The organism is Geopseudomonas sagittaria (assembly GCF_900115715.1).
Lineage (GTDB): Bacteria > Pseudomonadota > Gammaproteobacteria > Pseudomonadales > Pseudomonadaceae > Geopseudomonas > Geopseudomonas sagittaria.
The window spans coordinates 1-23,497 of sequence record NZ_FOXM01000008.1 but is presented as its reverse complement, the minus strand read 5'-3'; the positions used below and the strand labels follow the sequence as shown (position 1 = coordinate 23,497).

Below are 23,497 nucleotides of genomic sequence, written 5' to 3'. Positions count from 1 at the left end.
ATTTACAGCTCGTAAACTCCGCGTCCTCAGCCGATTCGCGGGGCCGCCGAGGCCTTGCCTGGCCTTAGCTCGCGAGATCCTGGACAGGCTTTTGGCTGTTTTGTAGGGCAATCCCTACAAGACATCTTCCGCCGCGCCTAGGCAATGTCGTCCTGCCTGCCGATTTGCCGCACCCCGTGTCTGCCCTAGTCTGGACGCACAGCCTACACAGACAACAGGTGCGGTCATGGCCGAGACGCAAGGCAACGACATTCTGGTCAGCTTCCGTGGCGTGCAGAAGAGCTACGACGGTGAGAACCTGATCGTCAAGGATCTCAACCTGGACATTCGCAAGGGCGAATTCCTCACCCTGCTCGGGCCGTCCGGCTCGGGCAAGACCACCAGCCTGATGATGCTGGCCGGCTTCGAGACGCCCACCGCCGGCGAGATCCTCCTCGGCGGGCGGGCGATCAACAAGCTGCCGCCGCACAAGCGCGACATCGGCATGGTGTTCCAGAACTACGCGCTGTTCCCGCACATGACCGTGGCCGAGAACCTCGCCTTCCCGCTCAGCGTGCGCGGCATGCTCAAGGCCGACATCGCCGAACGGGTCAAGCGCGCGCTGAACATGGTGCAGCTGGAGGCCCTGGCCGGGCGCTACCCGGCGCAGATGTCCGGCGGCCAGCAGCAGCGCGTGGCGCTGGCCCGCGCCCTGGTGTTCGAGCCGCAGCTGGTGCTGATGGACGAGCCGCTCGGCGCGCTGGACAAGCAGCTGCGCGAGCACATGCAGATGGAGATCAAGCACCTGCACCAGCGGCTCGGCGTCACCGTGGTCTACGTCACCCACGACCAGGGCGAGGCGCTGACCATGTCCGACCGCGTGGCGGTGTTCCACCAGGGCGAGATCCAGCAGATCGCTTCGCCGCGCGATCTGTACGAGCAGCCGTGCAACGCCTTCGTCGCCAACTTCATCGGCGAGAACAATCGCATCAACGGCCGCCTGGTCAGCCGCGCCGGCGAGCGCTGCGTGGTCGAGCTGCCGCGCGGCGAGCAGGTCGAGGCGCTGGCGGTGCGCGTCGGCCAGCCGGGCGAGCAGGTCAGCCTGTCGGTACGTCCCGAGCGGGTGCGCATCAACGGCCACAGCAGCGATTGCGCCAACCGCTTCTCCGGGCGGGTGGCCGAATTCATCTACCTCGGCGACCACGTGCGCGTGCGTCTGGAGGTGGCCGGGCAGAACAACTTCTTCGTCAAGCAGCCGATTGCCGAACTCGACCCCGCCCTGGCGGTGGGCGATGTGGTGCCGCTCGGCTGGCAGGTGGAACACGTCCGCGCCCTCGATCCGCTGACCGCGGAATAGCGCCGCGACCCGAGTGTGGCAAGTACCCCAAACGCAGCATCCTGGAGAACAACAAATGTCGAAATCCCTGCGGTTCGTGGCCCTGACCCTGGGCCTGGGTTGCACCCTGTCGGCCGTGGCGGCCGATCTGACCACCATATCCTTCGGCGGCGCCAACAAGCAGGCGCAGACCAAGGCGTTCTACGAGCCCTTCGAGAAGGCCAGCGGCCACAAGGTCATCGCCGGCGAGTACAACGGCGAAATGGCCAAGGTCAAGGCCATGGTCGACACCGGCAGCGTCAGCTGGAACCTGGTCGAGGTGGAGTCGCCGGAGCTGGCGCGCGGCTGCGACGAGGGCCTGTTCGAGGAACTCGATCCGGCGCAGTTCGGCGCCGCGGCCGACTACATCGACGGCGCCATCCAGCCGTGCGGCGTCGGCTTCTTCGTCTGGTCGACCGTGCTGGCCTACAACGCTGACAAGCTGAAGAGCGCGCCGACCAGTTGGGCCGACTTCTGGGACGTGGAGAAATTCCCCGGCAAGCGCGGCCTGCGCAAGGGCGCCAAGTACACCCTCGAGTTCGCCCTGATGGCCGACGGCGTGGCGCCCAAGGACGTGTACCAGGTACTGGCCACCGAGGAGGGCGTCGATCGCGCCTTCAAGAAGCTCAACGAGCTGAAGCCGCATATCCAGTGGTGGGAAGCCGGCGCCCAGCCGCCGCAGTATCTCGCCTCCGGCGACGTGGTGATGAGCTCGGCGTACAACGGCCGCATCGCCGCGGTGCAGGACGAAAGCAACCTGAAGATGGTGTGGGACGGCGGCATCTACGATTTCGACGCCTGGGCCATCCCCAAAGGCGCCAAGGACCAGGAAGCGGCCCGCGAGTTCATCGCCTTCTCGGTGCAGCCCGAGCAGCAGAAGACCTACGCCGAGAACATCGCCTACGGTCCGGCCAACAAGAAGGCCATCGACCTGCTGCCCAAGGAGCGTCTCGAGCTGATGCCGACCACTCCGCAGAACATCGCCAACCAGGTGGCCATCGACGTGACCTTCTGGGCCGACTACGGCGAGCAGCTGGAACAGCGCTTCAACGCCTGGGCCGCCAAGTAAGGCCCATGCAGGTCGCCTCGTCCGAACCGGCGAGGCTAGGGGAGCGGCGCGGATGTCGCGCCTCTCCGGCCCCTCGGCCGCGGTTGCCCGAGGGGCAGTTTTTCTCCTGATTCGCGGAGTTGGCCATGCCCCTCGCACTGTCCCCTGTCGGCACCGCCGGCCCGAACCTCAAGCAGCGTCTGGCGCGCGCCGAGCGGGTGAATCGCCTCAAGTCGCAGGCGCTGATCCTGCCGCTGCTGGCCTTCCTGTTGCTGACCTTCCTGGTGCCGATCGGCGCGCTGCTGTGGCGCAGCATCGACAACCCCGAGGTGGTCGGCGCGCTGCCGCGCACGGTCGTGGCGATCGACGCCTGGGACGGTCGCGGCCTGCCACCGGAGCCGGTCTATCAGGCGTTCGGCGAGGAGCTGGCGCAGGCCCGCGAGCAGAAGAGTCTGGGCGATCTGTCCAAGCGCTTGAACATGGAGCTGCCCGGCTTCCGCAGCCTGCTGGCGAAGACCGCGCGCGTGCTGCCGCTGGCCGAGGAGCCGGCGTCCTGGCGCGAGGCGCTGGAGCGCATCGACGAGCGCTGGGCCGACCCGGCCTACTGGCAGGCGATCCAGCGCAACGCCAGCGGCGTCACCCCCTACTACCTGCTGGCCGCCCTCGACCATCGCGTCGACGAGCTGGGCGAGCTGGCACCGGCCACCCCGGACCAGGCGATCTACCTGGAGATCTTCGCCCGCACCTTCTGGATGGGCCTGGTGATCACCGTCATCTGCCTGGTGCTGGCCTATCCGCTGGCCTACCTGCTGGCCAACCTGCCGGCGCGGCAGAGCAACCTGCTGATGATCCTGGTGCTGCTGCCGTTCTGGACCTCGATCCTGGTGCGCGTCGCCGCATGGATCGTGCTGCTGCAGTCGGGCGGCCTGATCAACGGCACCCTGCAGGCGCTGGGCATCATCGACGAGCCGCTGCAGCTGGTGTTCAACCGCACCGGCGTGTACATCTCCATGGTGCACATCATGCTGCCGTTCATGATCCTGCCGATCTACAGCGTGATGAAGGGCATCTCGCCGACCTACATGCGCGCCGCGGTGTCGCTCGGCTGCCATCCGTTCGCCAGCTTCTGGCGCGTGTACTTTCCGCAGACCCTGGCCGGGGTCGGCGCCGGCGGCCTGCTGGTGTTCATCCTGTCGATCGGCTACTACATCACCCCGGCGCTGCTGGGCAGCCCGAACGACCAGATGATCAGCTACTTCGTCGCCTTCTACACCAACACCACCATCAACTGGGGCATGGCCACGGCCCTCGGTGGCCTGCTGCTGGCCGCCACCCTGCTGTTCTACGCGATCTACAACTGGCTGGTCGGCGCCGGCCGCCTGCGCCTGGGTTGAGAGGAGAATCGTCATGCTGAGCCCGTACATGTCGCCCGTCGAGCGGATCTGGTACTACAGCCTGCGCACCCTCTGCGGTCTGGTGCTGCTGTTCCTGATCCTGCCGGTGCTGGTGATCATCCCGCTGTCGTTCAACTCCGGCACCTTCCTGGTCTACCCGCTGCAGGGCTTCTCGCTGCGCTGGTACGAGGAGTTCTTCAGCGCCAGCGAGTGGCTGCGCGCGCTGAAGAACAGCCTGATCATCGCCCCGGCCGCCACCGTGCTGGCGATGACCTTCGGCACCCTGGCGTCGATCGGCCTGACCCGCGGCGAATTCCGCGGCAAGGCCCTGCTGATGGGCATCCTGATCTCGCCGATGGTGGTGCCGGTGGTGATCGTCGCGGTGGCCAGCTACCTGTTCTTCGCCCCGCTGGGCCTGGGCAACAGCTACCTGTCGCTGATCCTGGTGCACGCGGTGCTCGGCGTGCCCTTCGTGATCATCACCGTGACCGCCACCCTGCAGGGCTTCAACCAGAACCTGGTGCGCGCCGCCGCCAGCCTCGGCGCGCCGCCGCTGACCGCGTTCTTCCGCGTCACCCTGCCGCTGATCGCGCCGGGGGTGATCTCCGGGGCGCTGTTCGCCTTCGCCACCTCGTTCGACGAGGTGGTGGTGACCCTGTTCCTCGCCGGCCCCGAGCAGGCGACCATCCCGCGGCAGATGTTCAGCGGCATCCGCGAGAACCTCAGCCCGACCATCGCCGCCGCCGCCACCCTGCTGATCGGCTTCTCGGTGGTGATGCTGCTGACCCTCGAGTGGCTGCGCGGGCGCAGCGAGAAACTGCGCACCCAGCAGCCGGAGTGAGACGCAGGGGGTGGCGCGGCCGGTGACGATGACCCCGGCCGCGCCCGTTCCGGGTGCGGCGGCGGTCGCTGGCCCGACCAATCGCCCGGCAACCCTTGCCCGCGGCCCGGCGAAGCAGGACACTTTGCCTTTTCCGGCTTCCTGCTCCGAGGTATCCATGCAGCCCTTCGCCATCGCCCCGTCGATCCTCTCCGCCGATTTCGCCCGCCTGGGCGAGGAGGTCGACAAGGTCCTCGCCGCCGGCGCCGACATCGTCCACTTCGACGTGATGGACAACCACTACGTGCCCAACCTGACCATCGGCCCGATGGTCTGCGCCGCGCTGCGCAAGTACGGCATCAGCGCGCCGATCGACGCCCACCTGATGGTCAAGCCGGTGGATCGCATCATCGGCGACTTCATCGAGGCTGGCGCCAGCTACATCACCTTCCATCCCGAGGCCAGCGAGCACATCGACCGCTCGCTGCAGCTGATCCGCGACGGCGGCGCCAAGGCCGGCCTGGTGTTCAACCCGGCCACCCCGCTGGACTGCCTGAAGCACGTGATGGACAAGGTCGACATGATCCTGCTGATGAGCGTCAATCCCGGCTTCGGCGGGCAGAAGTTCATCCCCGGCACCCTCGACAAGCTGCGCGAGGCGCGCGCGCTGATCGACGCCAGTGGCCGCGCCATCCGTCTGGAGATCGACGGCGGGGTGAACGTGCAGAATATCGGCGAGATCGCCGCCGCCGGTGCCGACACCTTCGTCGCCGGCTCGGCGATCTTCAACCAGCCCGACTACAAGGCGGTGATCGACGCCATGCGTGCCGAGCTGGCCCGGGTCCGCGGATGACGGCTGCGCGCGTGAGCCTGTTGCACGAACTGTTCGCCGGGCGCCTGCCGCGTCTGGCGATGTTCGATCTGGACGGCACCCTGGTCGACTCGGTGCCGGATCTGGCCGCCGCGGTGGACCGTACGCTCGCCACCCTCGGCCGGCCGCCGGCCGGCGTCGAGCGGGTGCGCCTGTGGGTCGGCAACGGCGCGCGGGTGCTGGTGCGCCGCGCGCTGGCCGGCGATCTGCGCCACGACGGGGTGAACGAGACGGTGGCCGCGGAGGCGCTGGCGCTGTTCATGGACGCCTACGCCGACAACCACGAACTGACCCGCGTCTATCCCGGCGTGATCGAGACCCTCGACTGGCTGCGCGAGCGCGAGGTTCGGCTTGCGCTGATCACCAACAAGCCGGCGCGCTTCCTGCCCGAACTGCTGGCCGACAAGGGCCTCGACGGCTACTTCCAGTGGGTCGTCGGCGGTGACACGCTGGCGCAGCAGAAGCCCGATCCGGCCGCGCTGTTCTGGGTGCTGGAGCAGGCCGGCGTCGCCGCCGGCGAAGCCGTGTTCGTCGGTGACTCGCGCAACGACGTGCGTGCCGCCAAGGCGGCGGGGGTCGCCTGCGTGGCGCTGTCCTATGGCTACAACCACGGCGAGCCGATCGCCCTGGAGCGTCCGGCGCTGGTGCTCGACGATCTGCGCCAGTTGGTTGATTCGTGCGCAGTGCTGCGCTAGTGTGCCTGCACGTGTTCAAACCCCGCCGAAGAGATCAGATCGTGGTGGTCACCTGCAAATTGTGGATGAAGGTCATCAAGGCTCTGGCCCGCTGGCGCTGGCGCGCCTGACATCGTCCCTGGCCGGCTCGCCGGCGCGTTTGCATATCGACCGTTTTCCAGGCCCCGAGGCTGATCATGACCCGTGAAGAATTCCTGCGCTTGGCCGCTGCCGGCTACAACCGCATTCCGCTTGCCCGCGAAACCCTCGCCGACTTCGATACCCCGCTGTCCATCTACCTGAAGCTGGCCGACGCCCCCAACTCCTACCTGCTCGAATCGGTGCAGGGCGGCGAGAAGTGGGGGCGCTACTCGATCATCGGCCTGCCCAGCCGCACCGTGCTGCGCGTGCACGGCCACCAGGCGCGGGTGACGGTGGACGGCATCGAGACCGAAAGCCACGACTGCGCCGATCCGCTGGCCTTCGTCGAGCAGTTCAAGGCGCGCTACCAGGTGCCGACCCTGCCGGGCCTGCCGCGCTTCAACGGCGGCCTGGTCGGCTACTTCGGCTACGACAGCGTGCGCTACGTCGAGCAGCGTCTCGGCGCCTGCCCCAATCCCGATCCGCTGGGCACCCCGGACATCCTGCTGATGGTCTCCGACGCCGTGGTGGTGTTCGACAACCTGGCCGGCAAGCTGCACGCCATCGTCCTCGCCGATCCCAGCGAGGCGGATGCCTACGCCCAGGGCCTGGCCCGTCTGGAGGCGCTGATGGCGCGCCTGCGTCAGCCGATCACCCCGCGCCTGGGGGTCGACCTGAATGCGCCGCCGGGCAAGGAGCCGGCGTTCCGTTCCAGTTTCAGTCACGACGACTTCGAGCACGCGGTGCGCCGAATCAAGGAGTACATCCTCGCCGGCGACTGCATGCAGGTGGTGATCTCCCAGCGCATGTCGATCCCGTTCGCCGCCGCACCGATCGACCTGTACCGCGCGCTGCGCACCATCAACCCGACCCCGTACATGTACTTCTTCAACTTCGGCGACTTCCACGTGGTCGGCAGCTCGCCCGAGGTGCTGGTGCGCGTCGAGGACGGCCTGGTCACCGTGCGGCCGATCGCCGGCACCCGCCCGCGTGGGGTGACCGAGGAGCAGGATCTGGCCCTGGAAAAGGACCTGCTGTCCGACAGCAAGGAGCTGGCCGAACACCTGATGCTGATCGACCTCGGCCGCAACGACGTCGGCCGCGTCGCCAGCACCGGCTCGGTGAAGGTCACCGAGCAGATGGTCATCGAGCGCTACTCCAACGTGATGCACATCGTCTCCAACGTCACCGGCCACCTGAAGCCGGAGCTGTCGGCGATGGACGCCCTGCGCGCCATCCTGCCGGCCGGCACCCTGTCCGGGGCGCCGAAGATCCGCGCCATGGAGATCATCGACGAGCTGGAGCCGGTCAAGCGCGGCGTCTACGGCGGCGCGGTGGGCTACCTGGCGTGGAACGGCAACATGGACACCGCCATCGCCATCCGTACCGCGGTGATCAAGGACGGCGAGCTGCACGTGCAGGCCGGCGCCGGCATCGTCGCCGACTCGGTGCCGGCGCTGGAGTGGGAAGAAACCCTCAACAAGCGCCGCGCGATGTTCCGCGCGGTGGCCCTGGCCGAACAAAGTGCAGAGTGAAGGGGATACCGCCATGCTCTTGATGATCGACAACTACGACTCCTTCACCTTCAACCTGGTGCAGTACTTCGGCGAGCTGGGTGCCGAGGTCAAGGTGGTGCGCAACGATGAGCTGAACGTGGAGCAGATCCGCGCGCTGAATCCCGAGCGCATCGTGATTTCTCCCGGCCCCTGCACGCCCAACGAGGCCGGGGTGTCGCTGGCGGTGATCCGCGAGTTCGCCGGCCAGCTGCCGCTGCTCGGCGTCTGCCTCGGCCACCAGAGCATCGGCCAGGCCTTCGGCGGCGAGGTGGTGCGCGCGCGGGTGGCCATGCACGGCAAGACCAGCCCGGTATTCCACCGTGATCAGGGGGTGTTCCAGGGCCTCGCCAATCCGTTGACCGTGACCCGCTACCACTCGCTGGTGGTGCGTCGCGAGAGCCTGCCTTCGTCCCTGGAGATCACCGCCTGGACCCAGCGCGAAGACGGCTCGGTCGACGAGATCATGGGCCTGCGCCACAAGACGCTGAACGTCGAGGGCGTGCAGTTCCACCCCGAATCGATTCTTACCGAACAGGGCCACGAGCTGCTGGCCAACTTCTTGAAGCAGAGCGGAGGCGTGCGCTGATGGATATCAAGGAAGCCCTCAACCGGGTGGTCAACAACCTCGACCTGAACACCGCGGAAATGCAGGACGTGATGCGCCTGGTCATGACCGGCCAGTGCAGCGACGCGCAGATCGGCGCCTTCCTGATGGGTCTGCGCATGAAGAGCGAGACCATCGACGAGATCGTCGGCGCGGTGCAGGTGATGCGCGAGCTGGCCGCACCGGTGAGCATCGACGCCGAGCGCCTGGTCGACACCTGCGGCACCGGCGGCGACGGCATGAACATCTTCAACGTCTCCTCGGCCGCGGCCTTCGTGGTCGCCGCCGCCGGCGGCAAGGTGGCCAAGCACGGCAATCGCGCGGTGTCCGGCAAGAGCGGCAGCGCCGACCTGCTGGAAGCGGCGGGCATCTACCTGGATCTCAGCCCCGAGCAGGTGGCGCGCTGCATCGAGACGGTCGGCGTCGGCTTCATGTTCGCCCCGGCCCACCACGGCGCCATGCGCCACGCCGCGGCAGCGCGCCGCGAGCTGGGCCTGCGCACCATCTTCAACATGCTCGGCCCGCTGGCCAACCCGGCCGGCGTGCGTCACCAGGTGCTCGGCGTGTTCAGCCAGGCGCTGTGCCGGCCGCTGGTCGAGGTGCTGCAGCGCCTGGGCAGCCAGCATGTGCTGGTGGTGCATGCCCAGGACGGCCTCGATGAGGTCAGCCTGGCCGCACCGACCTTTGTCGCCGAACTCAAGGACGGCGTGGTCAGCGAGTACCGCGTGCAGCCGGAGGACTTCGGCATCAAGAGCCAGAGCCTGATCGGCCTCAACGTCGAGGGTGCCGAGCAGTCGCTGGCGCTGATCCGTGACGCCCTCGGCCGCCGGCAGACCGAGGCCGGCCAGAAGGCCGCCGAGATGATCATCCTCAATGCCGGCGCGGCGCTGTACGCCGCCGATCACGCGTCGAGCTTCAAGGAGGGCGTGCAGCTGGCCCACGACGCCCTGCACACCGGCCTGGCCCGCGAAAAGCTGGACGAGCTGGCCGCCTTCACCAACGTGTTCAAAGTGGAGAACCAGGCATGAGCGTGCCGACCGTGCTGGAAAAGATCGTCGCCCGCAAGGTCGAGGAAGTCGCCGCCGCCCGCACAGCGGTGAGCCTGGCCGAGCAGGAGGCGCGCGCCCGCGCCGCCGACGCGCCGCGCGGCTTCGCCCGCGCCCTGCAGCAGCAGGCGGCGCAGCGCCAGCCGGCGGTGATCGCCGAGGTGAAGAAGGCTTCGCCAAGCAAGGGGGTGATCCGCGACCCGTTCCTGCCGGCCGAGATCGCCGCCAGCTACCAGGCCGGCGGCGCCACCTGCCTGTCGGTGCTCACCGACGTCGACTTCTTCCAGGGCAGCAACGCCTACCTGCAGCAGGCGCGCGCCGCCTGCAATCTGCCGGTGATCCGCAAGGACTTCCTCATCGATCCCTACCAGGTGGTCGAGGCGCGCGCCATCGGCGCCGACTGCGTGCTGCTGATCGTCGCCTGCCTGGACGACGCCCAGCTGGTCGATCTGGCGCAGGTGGCGAAAGAGCAGAATCTGGACGTGCTGGTCGAGGTGCACGACGGCGCCGAGCTGGAGCGCGCGCTCAAGCTACTGGACACCCCGATGCTCGGCATCAACAACCGCAACCTGCACAGCTTCGAGGTGTCGCTGCAGACCACCCTCGACCTGCTGCCGCGCATTCCGGCCGATCGCCTGGTGGTCACCGAGAGCGGCATCCTCGCCCGCAGCGACGTCGAGCTGATGGAGCGCCACGACGTGTGGAGCTTCCTGGTCGGCGAGGCGTTCATGCGTGCCGAGGAACCCGGCGAGGAGCTGCGCCGGTTGTTCTTCCCCGGCTGAGTTCAACTGGCGAAAGCAAAAGGCCGTCCCGAGGGACGGCCTTTTGCGTTTCTGTGCCGGGGCTCAGCGGGTGCCGAATACCACCATGGTCTTGCCCTTGACGTTGACCAGCCCCTGCTCCTCGAGGGCCTTGAGCACGCGACCGACCATCTCCCGCGAGCAGCCGACGATGCGGCCGATTTCCTGGCGGGTGATCTTGATCTGCATGCCGTCCGGATGGGTCATGGCGTCCGGCTGCTTGCACAGTTCCAGCAGAGTCCGGGCGACACGGCCGGTGACGTCGAGGAAGGCCAGGTCGCCGACCTTGCGGGTGGTCTTGCGCAGGCGATCGGCCATCTGGCTGCCGAGGGTGTAGAGAATTTCCGGGTCCTGCTGGGTCAGCTCGCGGAACTTGGCATAGCTGATCTCGGCCACTTCGCATTCGGTCTTGGCGCGCACCCAGGCGCTGCGCTCCTGCTCGTGGCCTTCGCGGTCGAACAGGCCCATCTCGCCGAAGAAATCGCCCGGGTTGAGGTAGGCGATGATCATCTCGCGACCATCGTCGTCCTCGATGAGGATGGTCACCGAACCCTTGATGATGAAGAACAGGGTTTCGCAGCGATCGCCCGCATAGATGATGGTGCTCTTGGCGGTGTAGCGGCGGCGGTGACAGTGCGCGAGCAGCTTGTCGAGGTTCTTGATCTTTGGTGTGAGGCTGATAGCAACCATGCCCGGTCCCTAAAGGTTAAGGAAATAAGCCCGATAGTACAGGCAGTATCAAGTCCGTATTTTTATCGTGTCTTTATATAGGTGGGCCAGTGTGCCAGTAATGCGGCGTCAGCTTAACAGCCCCCCCGGGGACAATAGCCGAAAATTGCGCTACCGGTCACAGAGCACCGACGAAAGAGAGCGGCCCCGCGGCTATGTTAGACTGTTGCACTTTTTTTGAGCATGGAGTCAGGCTGATGAAAGCACGCATCCAGTGGGCCGGCGAGGCCATGTTTCTTGGCGAGTCGGGCAGCGGCCACGTGGTGGTGATGGACGGTCCGCCCGAGAGCGGCGGGCGCAATCTGGGTGTGCGGCCGATGGAGATGCTGCTGCTCGGCCTGGGCGGCTGCAGCAGTTTCGACGTGGTCAGCATCCTCAGGAAGTCGCGCCAGGCGGTGGAAAGCTGCGAAGCCTTCCTCGAGGCCGAGCGCGCCGACAGCGAGCCCAAGGTGTTCACCAGGATCAACCTGCGTTTCGTGGTCAAGGGCCGCGGCCTCAAGGAGGCCCAGGTCAAGCGCGCGGTCGAGCTGTCGGCGGAGAAGTACTGCTCGGCGTCGATCATGCTGGCCCGCGGCGGGGTGGAAATCAGCCACAGCTACGAGATCGTCGAGCTGGGCTGAACGCGGCCGGGATCGCCGTCCGGTCACAAACTGGCGGCAGGCTCTAGGCGAGCGTGGCCGCCATCGGCATAATGTTGCGCTTCATTTTTCCAGGCGCCGCGCCATCCACCCGGATGGCGCGGCGCCTTCTTCATTGCCAGTCGCCAACGCGAAGAGGTGCAAGCCGTCCTACGCAGGTGCAGCGTGCATCTGACGGGCATGCCACAACCGCGGCCGCGCCGCGCCGACCTGGGGAGTAACCGACGGTGAAAAGCAAACTCAAGCTGCACGGGTTCAACAACCTGACCAAGACCTTGAGCTTCAACATCTACGACATCTGCTACGCCGAGACGCCGGAAGACCAGCAGGCCTACGTCCAGTACATCGACGAGGTCTACGATGCCGAGCGCCTGACGCAGATCCTCACCGATGTGGTCGAGATCATCGGCGCCAACATCCTCAACATCGCCCGCCAGGACTACGATCCGCAGGGCGCCAGCGTGACCATCCTGATCTCCGAGCAGCCGGTGGAACCCACCGACAGCCAGATCGAGGAGTCGCCGGGTCCGCTCAAGGAGACCATCCTCGCGCACCTGGACAAGAGCCACATCACCGTGCACACCTACCCGGAGATCCATCCGGTGGAGGGCATCGCCACCTTCCGCGTCGACATCGACGTGTCGACCTGCGGGGTGATCTCGCCGCTGAAGGCGCTCAACTACCTGATCCACTCGTTCGACTCGGACATCGTCACCGTCGACTACCGGGTGCGCGGCTTCACCCGCGACGTGGAGGGCAAGAAGCACTTCATCGATCACGAGATCAACTCGATCCAGAAGTACCTCTCCGACGACACCAAGGAGGCGTACCAGATGACCGACGTCAACGTGTACCAGGAGAACCTGTTCCACACCAAGATGCTGCTCAAGGACTTCGACCTGGACAACTACCTGTTCGGCGATGCCACCAGCAACCTGTCCGCCGCGCAGCGCGCCCAGGTGGAGGAGCGGGTGCGCCACGAGATGCTGGAGATCTTCTACGGTCGCAACATGCCGCACTGAGATTTTTGGCACTACGCAAAAGGGCATCCTGCGGGATGCCCTTTTTTGTGTCTGGCGCCGTTGGTTCAGATGCGATAGGTGGCCCGGGTCATCACCTTGGACAGCAGGCTCATGCCGGCCTTGACCGGCGCGGGGAAGCGCAGGCCGCCGGCATCCAGGGCGGCGGTGGCGTGCTGCAGTTCGTCCGCGCGCATCTGCTCGAGGATCGCCTGCGAGCGCTGGTCGCCGTGCGGCAGCTGGGCCAGGTGCTCGTCGAGGTGCTTGACCACCTGGTCCTCGGTGGCGGCGACGAAGCCCAGGCTGACCCGGTCGCTGATCAGTCCGGCGGTGGCGCCGATGCCGAACGACAGGCCGTAGAACAGCGGGTTGAGCAGGCTGGGACGGCCGCCCAGCTCGCGGATGCGCTGCTCGCACCAGGCCAGGTGGTCGATCTCCTCGTCGGCGGCCTGCTCCATGGCCTGGCGCACCTGCGGCAGCCTGGCGGTCAGCGCCTGGCCCTGGTACAGCGCCTGGGCACAGACCTCGCCGGTATGGTTGATGCGCATCAGGCCGCAGACGTGCCGCGCCTCGCTCTCGTCGAGGGCGACCTCGTCCCGCGGCAGGGCCGGTGACGGGCGGGTCGGCTGGCCGCTGAACGGCAGCAGGGTGCGCAGGGCGGCGTCGGCCTGCAACAGGGCGCGATCCAGGGGGGAATAGTGGCGTTCGCTGGTCATCGGCGACCTCCGGATGGGCTGGGTCGGCAAGTCTGGCGCAAACGGCCGGCGCCGGACTTGCGCGGGATCAGGCAGCAGTGGCGATCAGCCCGGCGGCCAGTGCATCTGGCGCTGGCCGAGCACGTGCATGTGGATGTGGTAGACGGTCTGCCCGCCCTGCTCGTTGCAGTTCATCACCACGCGGAAGCCTTCCTCGCAGCCCTGCTCGCGGGCCAGGCGCTGCGCGGTATGGACGATGTGGCCGACCAGCGCCTTGTCCTCTTCGCCGATATCGTGAAGGGTGGCAATGTGTTTTTTCGGGATCACGAGAAAATGCACCGGCGCCTGCGGGCCGATGTCGTGGAAGGCGACCACCTGGTCGTCCTCGTAGAGCTTGCGCGCCGGAATGGCGCCGTTGACGATCTTGCAGAACAGGCAGTCCACAAGCGTATCTCCAGAGTTGCTGATGCGGGTCGCACGAGTGTAGCGGCGCCACCCGCTGTCGCCCACCCCCACAAGCCGCCACACAGCAAGGAGTCCGTGTGAAGAACGATATTCATGACCTGGGCCTGGTGCTCGATTCGCGGGTGCGCCTGATCGTCGTCGAGTCCTGGGACGAGCAGCGGGTGCTGGAAACCCTCGGCGCGCTGGCGGTCAGGCGTGGCCTGGGGCTGTACCTGTGGTCGGTGACCGAGGGCGTGCAACGCCTGGGCTTCGGTGGCGAGCCGTTGGGCGAGGGCGACAGCCGCGAGCCGGAGGTGGCGCTGCGCCTGGTCAAGGCCGACCCGCAGGCCAATCTCTACGTGTTCTGCGACCTGCATCCGTTCCTCGAAGGCAGCCCGCGCCTGGTGCGCCTGCTCAAGGAGGTGGCGATGGCGCCGGGCAATCAGCGGCCGACCCTGGTGCTGGTGTCCCATGCGCTCAAGCTGCCGGCCGAGCTGCAGCGCCTGGCCGCGCGCTTCAGCCTGGCGTTGCCCGGCGAGGACGAGCTGCTGGCCATCGTCCGCGAGGAGGCGCAGCGCTGGAGCGAGCGCAACCACGGCGTGCGGGTGCGCACCGACAACCGTACCCTGCAGCAGCTGGTGAAGAATCTGCGCGGCCTGGCCCATGCCGAGGCGCGCCTGCTGGCGCGCAACGTGATCTGCAACGATGGCGCGATCACCCAGGACGACCTGCCGGAGCTCAATCGCGCGCGTTTCCAGCTGCTCGACATGGACGGCGTGCTCAGCTTCGAGTACGAGACGGCGCGCTTTGCCGAGGTCGGCGGCCTGGCCAGTCTCAAGCGCTGGCTCGGCGAGCGCCGCGAGGCGTTCCTGGCCGCCGATGCCGGCGATCTGCCGCGTGGCGTGCTGCTGGTCGGCGTGCAGGGCGGCGGCAAGAGCCTGGCGGCCAAGGCGGTGGCCGGGCTGTGGAGCCTGCCGCTGCTGCGCCTGGACTTTGCCTGTCTTTACAACAAGTACTTCGGCGAGACCGAGCGCAATCTGCGCGAGGCGCTGAAGATGGCCGAGCAGATGGCGCCCTGCGTGCTGTGGATGGACGAGATCGAGAAGGGCCTGGCCAGCGGTGACCATGACGGCGGGGTCAGCCAGCGGGTGCTCGGCACCCTGCTGACCTGGATGGCCGAGCGCAAGGCGCCGGTGTTCGTGGTGGCCACCGCCAACGCGATCCATCGCCTGCCGCCGGAGCTGGTGCGCAAGGGGCGTTTCGACGAGCTGTTCTTCGTCGATCTGCCGGGCGCGGCGGTGCGCGCGGAGATCTTCCGCATCCACCTGGCGCGTCGCGAGCTGGAGCCCGGGCAATTCGACCTGGCGTTGCTGGCGACGGCCAGCGAGGGTTTTTCCGGTGCGGAGATCGAGCAGGCGGTGGTCAGTGCGCTGTACGCGGCGCAGGCGCGGCAGTGCGCGGTGGATCAGCTCCTGCTGTTGCAAACCCTGCAGCAGACCGCGCCGCTGTCGGTGGTGATGGCCGAGGAGCTGGCGGCGCTGCGCGCCTGGGCGGCGGAGCGCACGGTGCGCGCCGACTGAGCGGGCACCTCAGCGCGGCAGCAGCTGCCGGTTGAGGCGGGCGGTCAGGCGCCGTGCCAGGGCGCGCGGGGTCAGGCGGGTGGTGAGGGCCAGCAGGCGGTTGCGCCAGCCGGGCACGATCACCGTGTGACCGTGATCGAGGCCGCGCAGGGCGAGCTGGGCCAGCTGCTCGGCGTTCATCAGCCAGGGGCTGTCCTTCAGCGGGCGCATGTCCAGGCGCGCGTTGCGCCAGAACGGCGTGCGTACCGGGCCGGGGCAGAGCGCCGCTACCTGCACGCCGAGAGGCCGCAGCTCCTCGCCGAGGCCTTCGGAGAAGTGCAGGACGAAGGCCTTGCTGGCGTAGTAGCTGCTCATCCACGGGCCGGCCTGGAAGGCGGCCAGCGAGGCGACGTTGAGGATCTGCCCGTCGCCGCGGCTGGCCATGGCGTTGCCGAGGGCGTGGCACAGCCGCGACAGGGCGAACACGTTGAGCTCCAGCAGCTTGCGCTCGCGCTGCCAGTCCTGCTCGAGAAAGCTGCCGGCGCAGGCGGCGCCGGCGTTGTTGACCAGCAGGTCGACCTGGTAGTCGCACTGCTCCAGTTCGTAGAGCAGGCCGGACAGCTGCAGCGGCTCGGTCAGGTCGCAGACGCGGAACATCACCTCGACGCCGAAGCGCTGGTTCAGCTCGCAGGCAATGCTTTCCAGGGCCGGGCGCTCGCGGGCGACCAGGATCAGGGCACGACCACGCCGCGCCAGCGCTTCGGCCAGGGCCAGGCCAATGCCGCTGGACGCGCCGGTGATCAGGGCATAACGGGGCATGCGGGGGTCTCCAGGGCCGGGCGCCGACTGCGCGAGGGCGCGCAGTGTACTCCGCTCGGCGCCCTCGCGCAGTCGGGGATCAGAACGGTTTGACCACCACGAGGATGACGATGGCCAGCAGGAACAGCACCGGTACCTCGTTGAACCAGCGGTAGAACACGTGGCCGCGCCGGTTGTCGCCGCGGGCGAAGCGCTTGAGCAGGGCGCCGCACCAGTGGTGGTAGCCGATCAGCAGGACGACCAGGGTCAGCTTGGCGTGCAGCCAGCCGCCGCTGGCGAACAGGCCAGGGTTGCGCGCCAGCATCCAGATGCCGAACACCAGGGTGGCGACCATCGAGGGGATCATGATGCCGCGGTACAGCTTGCGCTCCATGATGCAGAAGCGCTCGCGGCTGGGCGCATCCTCGCTCATGGCGTGGTAGACGAACAGGCGCGGCAGGTAGAACAGGCCGGCGAACCAGCAGACGATGGCGATGATGTGCAGGGCCTTGAGCCACAGGTAGAGCATGCCGGGGTGTCCTTCTCGATGGGGGCAGCGCAGATGGTAGTCGCAGGCCGGTGGCTACGTCATCCCGCGGTTGGCCGGGCCGGGCCGCGGCCTTATCATGGCGTACTATTGTTTTTCACAGATGGCCCGCGGGGACACGAGATGATCAAGGTCGGCATTGTTGGGGGTACCGGGTATACCGGTGTGGAGTTGCTGCGTCTGCTGGCCCAGCATCCGCAGGCGCAGGTGGAGGTGATCACCTCGCGTTCGGAGGAGGGCGTGCGGGTCGTCGACATGTACCCCAACCTGCGCGGCCACTACGACGAGCTGTGCTTCAGCGTGCCGGACGTTTCCCGTCTGGGCGCCTGCGATGTGGTGTTCTTCGCCACGCCGCACGGTGTCGCCCATGCCCTGGCTGGCGAGCTGCTGGCGACCGGCACCCGGGTGATCGACCTGTCCGCCGACTTCCGCCTGCAGGATGCCGAGGAGTGGGGCAAGTGGTACGGTCAGCCGCATGGCGCGCCGCAGCTGCTGCCCGAGGCGGTCTACGGCCTGCCGGAGGTCAACCGCGAGGCGATCAAGGGCGCACGGCTGATCGCCGTGCCGGGCTGCTATCCGACCGCCACCCAGCTCGGCCTGATCCCGCTGCTGGAGGCCGGCCTGGCCGATCCGACGACCCTGATCGCCGACTGCAAGTCGGGCGTCAGCGGTGCCGGTCGCGGTGCCAGTGTCGGTTCGCTGTTCAGCGAAGCCGGCGAAAGCATGAAGGCCTACGCGGTCAAGGGGCACCGCCACCTGCCGGAAATCAGCCAGGGCCTGCGCCGTGCCGCGGGCGGCGACGTCGGCCTGACCTTCGTGCCGCACCTGACGCCGATGATCCGCGGCATCCATGCCACCCTCTATGCGCGCGTGGCCGACCGCAGCGTCGACCTGCAGGCGCTGTTCGAGCAGCGCTACGCCAGCGAGCCGTTCGTCGACGTGATGCCGGCCGGTAGCCACCCGGAAACCCGCAGCGTGCGCGGCGCCAACGTCTGTCGCATCGCCGTGCACCGGCCGCAGGGCGGCGATCTGGTGGTGGTACTGTCGGTGATCGACAATCTGGTCAAGGGCGCCTCCGGTCAGGCGGTGCAGAATATGAACATCCTGTTCGGTCTGGATGAGCGGATGGGGCTGTCGCACGCGGCACTGCTGCCCTGATGAAGGTTCCGCGCGGCGACTTGCCAGCGCTGCGCGGACGCGCCCGCTACGGGGCACCCCTCGCGCTGCTGCTGGCACTGCCGGCGGCCTTCTTCGCTGGCTACTGGCAGAGCGAGCGCAAGCTCGGCGAGCAGCTCGCGCAGGCGCGGGTGCAGGCGGAGCAGCTGCAGGTGCGTACGGCCGAGCTGGAGCAGCTGCGCCGCCAGCTGGCCGTGCAGGAAAGTGGTGCGCGTCTGGCCCAGCAGGCCGCCGAGCGGAGCCGTCAGACCATCAAGCTGCTGGGGGAGCAGATCTTCCAGCTGCAGCAGGAGCTGGCGACCTACAAGGAGGTGCTGGCGCCGGAGAGTGTTCGCCATGGCTTGCAGATTCGCGCATTCGAGCTGCAGGGCACGAAGGACCCGCGGCGCTTCCGTTACAAGATTCTGCTCAGTCGGGTCGGTGCTGCCGAGCAGATGCTGGAGGGCAGCCTGCAGATCGAGCTGCGCGGTCACCTCCGGGGACAAGTCAAGACCCTGCCGCTGGTCGAGGTGCTGCCGGCCGAGGGGTTGGCTTTTGCCTTTCGGCATTTTCAGGCCATTCCCGAAGGCGTGCGGTTTGCCGAGCTGCAGCTGCCGGAGGATTTCGAGCCGCTGGAGGTCCGTCTGCGGGCAAGCGTGAAAGGGCAGTCGCAACCGCTGGAGCGGCGATTCAGTTGGGCGGAGTTGCAGTGACCGAGCGTCACTGCGATTGACGCCGTCGAACAACAGCCGCGGCAATCGCTGCGGTCCGATATGCGCTGTGCAGTTGATTTGGCAGATTAGTTGACCGTTTCGCTAGGTGAGCGATAATGCGTCGCCTCAGTGCTGCAAGACGGCTGCGCGCCTGGAGTTTTTGACATGAGTATTGAAACCTTCACCCCCGCTTCGCTGCAGTTCACCCAGGGGGCGGCCAACAAGGTGAAGAGCCTGGTTGAAGAGGAGGGCAATCCCCGCCTCAAGTTGCGAGTGTTCGTGACCGGAGGAGGCTGCTCGGGCTTCCAGTACGGTTTCACCTTCGATGAGGAGCAGGCCGAGGACGATACCGTGATCGAGCGTGATGGCGTGAGGCTGGTGGTCGACCCGATGAGCTTCCAGTACCTGGTGGGTGCCGAGGTGGACTATCAGGAGGGCCTGGAGGGCTCGCGCTTCGTGATCAAGAATCCGAACGCCACCACCACCTGTGGCTGCGGGCAATCGTTCTCGATCTGAGTCGAGGGGGTATTGCTGAGAAAACGCCGCGCCTTTGCGCGGCGTTTTCGTTGGTGCGGATCAGGCCGGGTAGATCGCGCCGAGAATGCGCGGGCCGCGCGCGCCGGTCACTTCCGGGCAGTTGGCGGCAATGCCCTCCAGGCAGCAGTGGGCCAGCCAGGCGAAAGCCATGGCCTCGATCCAGTCGGCCGGCAAGCCGCGGGTGTCGGTGCTGGCGACCGAGCAACCCGGCAGCAGCTCGGAGAGGCGCTGCATCAGGCGCAGGTTGTGCGCGCCACCACCGCAGACCAGCAGCTCTTCCGCGCCCGGCAGGTTGTGCTGCAGGGCGCTGGCGACGCTGTTGGCGGTCAGCTCGAGCAGGGTCGCCTGCACATCTGCGGCGGCGAGGGGAGGCGCGTGCTGCAGCCGCTCCAGCAGCCAGTCGAGGTTGAAGTGCTCCCGGCCGGTGCTTTTCGGGCCGCGCCGGCCGAAATAGCTGTCCGCCAGCAGGGTCTGTAACAGCGCGGGGTCCACGTGGCCACTGGCTGCCCAGGCGCCGTCGCGATCGAAGGCCTCGCCGCGGTGGCGGTGAATCCACGCATCCAGCAGCACGTTACCGGGTCCGCAGTCGAAGCCGCGTACGGGCTGTTGCGGCGCCAGCAGGGTCAGGTTGCTGAAGCCGCCGACATTGAGAATGGCGCGGCGCTGCTGGCTGCCGAACAGCGCCTGGTGGAAGGCCGGCACCAGCGGGGCGCCCTGGCCGCCGGCCGCCACGTCGCGGCGCCGGAAGTCGCTCACCACGGCGATGCCGGTGAGCTCGGCGAGCAGCGCCGGGTTGCCGATCTGTACGGTGAAGCCCCGCTGCGGCTCGTGGCGCACGGTCTGCCCGTGGCTGCCGATGGCGCGAATCTGCTGGGGCTGCAGCTGTTCGCGCTGGAGTAGTTCGTGAATGGCCTGTGCGGCGAGCCGGGCCCACTGTTGCTCGGCCACTGCGCTGCGGGCGATTTCATCGTCGCCGCTGTGGCAAAGCTCGAGCAGTTGGCAGCCGAGGTCGGCCGGCATGGCGGTGTAGTGCGAGGCGAGCAGACGAGTCGTCTGCGCCTGCTCCACCAGCGCGATGTCCAGGCCGTCCAGGCTGGTCCCGGACATCACGCCGATATAGAGCGGCATGGTCTAGCGCTTGTTCAGGGCCAGCAGCGACGTACGCTCCTGGTCCATGCGGGCCAGCAGCGGCTGACTCTGCTGGAGGAAGCGCTTGCGCTCGGCGCCGGCGATGGGGTCGGCCATTGGCAGTTTCTGGCTCAGCGGGTCGACGTGCGTGCCATTGACCTGGAACTCGTAGTGCAGGTGCGGTCCGGTCGACAGGCCGGTAGTGCCGACGTAGCCGATGATCTGTCCCTGGGTGACGTGGCTGCCGTTGCGGATGCCCTTGGCGAAACCCTTCATGTGGGCATACAGGGTGCGATAGCGCTGGCCGTGCTGGATGACCACGGTATTGCCATAGCCGCCCTTGCGCCCGGCGAGGACGATCTTGCCGTCGCCGGTAGCCTTGATCGGGGTGCCGGGGCGGGCGGCGTAATCAACCCCCTTGTGTGCGCGGATCTTGTTCAGCACCGGATGGCGGCGGGCGTTGGTGAAGCGTGAGCTGATGCGAGCAAAGTCGACCGGGGTGCGGATGAAGGCCTTGCGCATGCTGCTGCCGTCCGCCCGGTAGTAGGTGCTGTTGCCCTGGCGGTCGGTGTGGCGCACGGCGGTATAGGTCTTGCCGCGGTTGGTAAAGCGGGCAGCCAGGATGTTGCCGCTGCCGGCCGTCTTGTCATCGACCACTTTTTCCTCGTAGACCACTTCGAATTCGTCGCCTTCGCGAATGTCGAGGGCAAAGTCGATGTCGTAACCGAAGATGTTCGCAAGGTCCAGGGCCAGCTTGTGCGGCAGCCCGGCACGCTTGGTGGCAACGAACAGCGAACTGTCGATGGTGCCGTGGGCATAGGCCTGGCGAATGGCTGGCTTGATCAGTTCGCGCTTGACGCTGAAGCCCTTGGCGGTGCGGGTGACATGCACGCTTTCAAGTCTGCTCAGGCGCGAGGTCATCGACTCGAGTTCGCCCTGGGCGTTGCGAGTGATCTGGATGATCTGGCCCGGCTTGATGTGGGTCAGCTGTTTGGCTTCCTTGTTGCTGGCCAGCAAGGTGTGCAGGGTGTCAGCCGGCAGGGCCGCTTTGGCAAAAACACTGGACAAGGTGTCACCGCTACTAACGGTGATCAGAGTCTCGCGCGGAGACTCTGCTGCGGGGGCTTGCTGGTTGGCGCCGGCGCCCGGTTGCGTGCCTTGACCTGCGGCGGCGGTGACCAGTTCGGCGGGCTGGGCGTCTTTGTCCGTAGACAGACTGGTGCTGCTCTCCACGTCGAGGGACAGCAGGGTTTTCTTGGCTTCTACCTGGCTGCTGGGGAAAACCAGCAGGGTCAGGCTCAGCAGCGCCGCAATCCCGCTTGCCGCCAGTAGGTGGCTTTTCGGGTATAGGGGTGAGTTCCTGGACGAATCCGTCATGGCGGGTAGGGTTCTTTGGGGTGCAATAACCGCCTAAATTATAACCAAAGGGTCTTTGAGGCAACCTGAGGGTGCCTGCTTTGCGATGCGTGGTTGCGGACGGCCGCGCAGACTTTGTAAATTTTGCGCGATCTTGTATGGTGACTGCCCCTTTTTTCCTGTCGGTATGGGCAGCTTCATGAAGTCGGTCGAAGAGCAACTGGCGCTGATCAAGCGCGGTGCAGAAGAGATTCTGGTCGAGGCGGAACTGGTGACCAAGCTGCGGCGCGGCCAGCCGCTGCGGATCAAGGCCGGTTTCGATCCAACGGCCCCGGACCTGCACCTTGGGCATACTGTCCTGATCAACAAACTGCGCCAGTTCCAGGAGCTGGGGCATCAAGTCATCTTCCTGATCGGCGACTTCACCGGGATGATCGGCGACCCCAGCGGCAAGAACGCCACCCGTCCGCCGCTCACCCGCGATCAGGTGCTCGAGAACGCCGAGACCTACAAGGCCCAGGTGTTCAAAATCCTAGATCCGGCGAAAACCGAAGTGGCCTTCAACTCGACCTGGATGGATCAGCTGTCGCCGGCCGACTTCATTCGGCTGGCCTCGCAGTACACCGTGGCGCGGATGCTCGAGCGCGACGATTTCCACAAGCGCTACACCGGCAACCAGTCGATTGCCATCCACGAATTCCTCTATCCGCTGGTGCAGGGCTACGACTCGGTGGCGCTGCGTGCTGATGTCGAGCTGGGCGGCACCGACCAGAAGTTCAACCTGCTGATGGGTCGCGAGCTGCAGCGCGCTTACGGGCAGGAGTCTCAGGTGATTCTGACCATGCCGTTGCTCGAGGGAGTGGACGGGGTCAAGAAGATGTCCAAGTCGCTCGGCAACTACATCGGTATCCAGGAGGCTCCGGGCGTCATGTATGGCAAGCTGGTGTCGATCCCCGATGCATTGATGTGGCGCTACTTCGAGCTGTTGAGCTTTCGCCCGATGGCGGAGATCGACGAGTTCCGTCGCGATGTCGAGCAGGGCGCCAACCCGCGCGACATCAAGATCAAGCTGGCCGAAGAGATTGTGGCGCGCTTCCATGGCGAGGAAGCCGCGGCTGGTGCGCATCGTGCGGCGGGCAATCGCCTGAAGGATGGCGAGCTGCCCGAGGATCTGCCTGAGGTGGAGTTGGTGTCTGCCGAGCCGATGTCGGTGGCGGCGGTGCTGAACAAGGCGGGGCTGGTCAAGAATGCGGCCACGGCGCGCGACATGCTGAATGCCGGCAGCGTGAAAGTGGATGGCGCGGTGGTGGATCGTGACTTCGTATTCGTGCCGGGCAAGACGCATGTTTGTCAGGCGGGGAAGAAAGCCTTTGCGCGCATTGCCGTGCTTGCTGAGTAAGTAGAGTAGGTGGGGTGAGGCTTCTGTAAAAGGAAGCCCTGCCCTGCCGCATGGCCGGCATGGTGTCGACCATGCGGCTGCTGAAAAAAGTGTGCTCTGGGCGTTGACAGTATTTTTCCAGGCTGTATTATTCGCCTCCTCGCTGCAGCGGCCCCCGGGTTGTCTCAGCGGAAGAGTTACGCAAGTGGTTGAGTAGAAAAGAAAATTTCGAAAAACGCTTGACAGGTTGCAAGGCTGCTGTAGAATTCGCGGCCTCGGTTGAGACGAAAGACTTGATCGAAACGCTCTTTAACAAGTTGAATCAAGCAATTCGTGTGGGTGCTTGTGAGATAAGACTGATGGTCGCAAGATTATCAGCGTCACAAGTAGTCTCGTGAATTCATGAGTTTATTTGCGATTGCTGAGCCAAGTTTAGGGTTTTCTCAAAACCCGCAATGATGTGAACTGAAGAGTTTGATCATGGCTCAGATTG

24 protein-coding genes are annotated in these 23,497 nt (G+C 66.5%); 17 read left to right on the top strand and 7 right to left on the bottom strand.

All coding sequences use genetic code 11. The features are described from left to right. The first annotated feature begins 226 nt into the window (after positions 1-226). The 10 genes from BM297_RS11195 to trpC all read left to right on the top strand — a co-directional run bounded on the left by BM297_RS11195 (position 227) and on the right by trpC (position 10,290). Positions 227-1,336, top strand: coding sequence for an ABC transporter ATP-binding protein (locus BM297_RS11195; RefSeq protein ID WP_092431432.1), 1,110 nt, complete (start codon positions 227-229; stop codon positions 1,334-1,336). A 55-nt stretch (positions 1,337-1,391) separates the two neighbouring features. Beyond that, positions 1,392-2,423, top strand: a complete 1,032-nt coding sequence (locus BM297_RS11190) for an ABC transporter substrate-binding protein (protein ID WP_092431430.1) — start codon at positions 1,392-1,394, stop codon at positions 2,421-2,423. A gap of 125 nt (positions 2,424-2,548) precedes the next feature. Further along, complete coding sequence (locus BM297_RS11185) at positions 2,549-3,796, top strand: ABC transporter permease (RefSeq protein WP_092431428.1); 1,248 nt, start codon at positions 2,549-2,551, stop codon at positions 3,794-3,796. Between the two features lie 13 nt (positions 3,797-3,809). After that, on the top strand, positions 3,810-4,637 hold the full coding sequence (locus BM297_RS11180; RefSeq protein ID WP_092431425.1) for an ABC transporter permease: 828 nt from the start codon (positions 3,810-3,812) through the stop codon (positions 4,635-4,637). 157 nt (positions 4,638-4,794) lie between these two features. Then, positions 4,795-5,469, top strand: a complete 675-nt coding sequence (gene rpe / locus BM297_RS11175; RefSeq protein ID WP_092431420.1) for a ribulose-phosphate 3-epimerase — start codon at positions 4,795-4,797, stop codon at positions 5,467-5,469. Between the two features lie 59 nt (positions 5,470-5,528). Then, the gene (locus BM297_RS11170; RefSeq protein WP_394328016.1) at positions 5,529-6,182 is read left to right on the top strand and encodes a phosphoglycolate phosphatase; all 654 of its coding nucleotides are present in this window, start codon (positions 5,529-5,531) and stop codon (positions 6,180-6,182) included. A 176-nt stretch (positions 6,183-6,358) separates the two neighbouring features. Next, positions 6,359-7,837 (top strand): anthranilate synthase component I, encoded by a 1,479-nt coding sequence (gene trpE / locus BM297_RS11165; protein WP_092431411.1) that lies wholly within the window; start codon positions 6,359-6,361, stop codon positions 7,835-7,837. 13 nt (positions 7,838-7,850) lie between these two features. Beyond that, a complete protein-coding gene (locus BM297_RS11160; RefSeq protein ID WP_092431406.1) occupies positions 7,851-8,444 on the top strand; it encodes an aminodeoxychorismate/anthranilate synthase component II in 594 nt (197 codons plus the stop codon). After that, positions 8,444-9,490 (top strand): anthranilate phosphoribosyltransferase, encoded by a 1,047-nt coding sequence (gene trpD / locus BM297_RS11155; RefSeq protein ID WP_092431403.1) that lies wholly within the window; start codon positions 8,444-8,446, stop codon positions 9,488-9,490. Before BM297_RS11160 ends, trpD begins: the two co-directional genes overlap by 1 nt. Next, entirely contained in the window at positions 9,487-10,290 is an 804-nt protein-coding gene (trpC, locus tag BM297_RS11150; RefSeq protein WP_092431399.1) for an indole-3-glycerol phosphate synthase TrpC, read from the top strand. Before trpD ends, trpC begins: the two co-directional genes overlap by 4 nt. A 63-nt stretch (positions 10,291-10,353) precedes the next feature. Here trpC and crp read toward each other — a convergent pair whose 3' ends face one another. Beyond that, positions 10,354-10,998, bottom strand: coding sequence for a cAMP-activated global transcriptional regulator CRP (gene crp / locus BM297_RS11145; RefSeq protein WP_092431395.1), 645 nt, complete (start codon positions 10,996-10,998; stop codon positions 10,354-10,356). Between the two features lie 236 nt (positions 10,999-11,234). On the opposite strand from crp, the gene BM297_RS11140 reads away from it, so the two are divergent. Both BM297_RS11140 and speD read left to right on the top strand, forming a co-directional pair. Beyond that, positions 11,235-11,657, top strand: coding sequence for an OsmC family protein (locus tag BM297_RS11140; protein ID WP_092431390.1), 423 nt, complete (start codon positions 11,235-11,237; stop codon positions 11,655-11,657). Between the two features lie 245 nt (positions 11,658-11,902). After that, positions 11,903-12,697, top strand: a complete 795-nt coding sequence (gene speD, locus BM297_RS11135; protein WP_092431385.1) for an adenosylmethionine decarboxylase — start codon at positions 11,903-11,905, stop codon at positions 12,695-12,697. Between the two features lie 65 nt (positions 12,698-12,762). Here speD and coq7 read toward each other — a convergent pair whose 3' ends face one another. Continuing rightward, on the bottom strand, positions 12,763-13,410 hold the full coding sequence (gene coq7 / locus BM297_RS11130) for a 2-polyprenyl-3-methyl-6-methoxy-1,4-benzoquinone monooxygenase (protein WP_092431380.1): 648 nt from the start codon (positions 13,408-13,410) through the stop codon (positions 12,763-12,765). 84 nt (positions 13,411-13,494) lie between these two features. Further along, entirely contained in the window at positions 13,495-13,833 is a 339-nt protein-coding gene (locus tag BM297_RS11125; RefSeq protein WP_092431379.1) for a histidine triad nucleotide-binding protein, read from the bottom strand. Positions 13,834-13,931: 98 nt separating this feature from the next. Between BM297_RS11125 and BM297_RS11120 the strand changes: the two genes are divergently transcribed. Next, positions 13,932-15,413 carry an AAA family ATPase gene (locus BM297_RS11120; protein ID WP_092431377.1) on the top strand — a complete coding sequence of 494 codons (1,482 nt, stop codon included), beginning with the start codon at positions 13,932-13,934 and terminating at the stop codon, positions 15,411-15,413. A 9-nt stretch (positions 15,414-15,422) separates the two neighbouring features. On the opposite strand, the gene BM297_RS11115 is transcribed toward BM297_RS11120, so the two are convergent. Together BM297_RS11115 and hemJ are read right to left on the bottom strand one after the other, a co-directional pair. Then, complete coding sequence (locus BM297_RS11115; RefSeq protein WP_092431374.1) at positions 15,423-16,211, bottom strand: SDR family NAD(P)-dependent oxidoreductase; 789 nt, start codon at positions 16,209-16,211, stop codon at positions 15,423-15,425. 79 nt (positions 16,212-16,290) lie between these two features. Next, positions 16,291-16,719 (bottom strand): protoporphyrinogen oxidase HemJ, encoded by a 429-nt coding sequence (hemJ, locus tag BM297_RS11110; RefSeq protein WP_092431372.1) that lies wholly within the window; start codon positions 16,717-16,719, stop codon positions 16,291-16,293. Between the two features lie 141 nt (positions 16,720-16,860). Between hemJ and argC the strand changes: the two genes are divergently transcribed. From argC to erpA, 3 genes are all read left to right on the top strand, one after another. Then, on the top strand, positions 16,861-17,895 hold the full coding sequence (gene argC / locus BM297_RS11105) for an N-acetyl-gamma-glutamyl-phosphate reductase (RefSeq protein WP_092431371.1): 1,035 nt from the start codon (positions 16,861-16,863) through the stop codon (positions 17,893-17,895). Then, positions 17,895-18,605: a DUF6776 family protein gene (locus BM297_RS21865; protein WP_092431369.1), complete on the top strand. Its 711-nt coding sequence runs from the start codon at positions 17,895-17,897 to the stop codon at positions 18,603-18,605. The genes argC and BM297_RS21865 overlap by 1 nt, the downstream gene beginning before the upstream one ends. Before the next feature lie 165 nt (positions 18,606-18,770). Then, positions 18,771-19,121 (top strand): iron-sulfur cluster insertion protein ErpA, encoded by a 351-nt coding sequence (erpA, locus tag BM297_RS11095; RefSeq protein WP_090312722.1) that lies wholly within the window; start codon positions 18,771-18,773, stop codon positions 19,119-19,121. A gap of 60 nt (positions 19,122-19,181) precedes the next feature. On the opposite strand, the gene BM297_RS11090 is transcribed toward erpA, so the two are convergent. Then, positions 19,182-20,270, bottom strand: a complete 1,089-nt coding sequence (locus tag BM297_RS11090) for an anhydro-N-acetylmuramic acid kinase (protein ID WP_092431368.1) — start codon at positions 20,268-20,270, stop codon at positions 19,182-19,184. Positions 20,271-20,273: 3 nt separating this feature from the next. Then, a complete protein-coding gene (locus BM297_RS11085) occupies positions 20,274-21,647 on the bottom strand; it encodes a peptidoglycan DD-metalloendopeptidase family protein (protein WP_092431367.1) in 1,374 nt (457 codons plus the stop codon). A gap of 178 nt (positions 21,648-21,825) precedes the next feature. Between BM297_RS11085 and tyrS the strand changes: the two genes are divergently transcribed. Further along, positions 21,826-23,025: a tyrosine--tRNA ligase gene (gene tyrS / locus BM297_RS11080; protein WP_092431804.1), complete on the top strand. Its 1,200-nt coding sequence runs from the start codon at positions 21,826-21,828 to the stop codon at positions 23,023-23,025. The last annotated feature ends 472 nt before the right edge of the window (positions 23,026-23,497 follow it).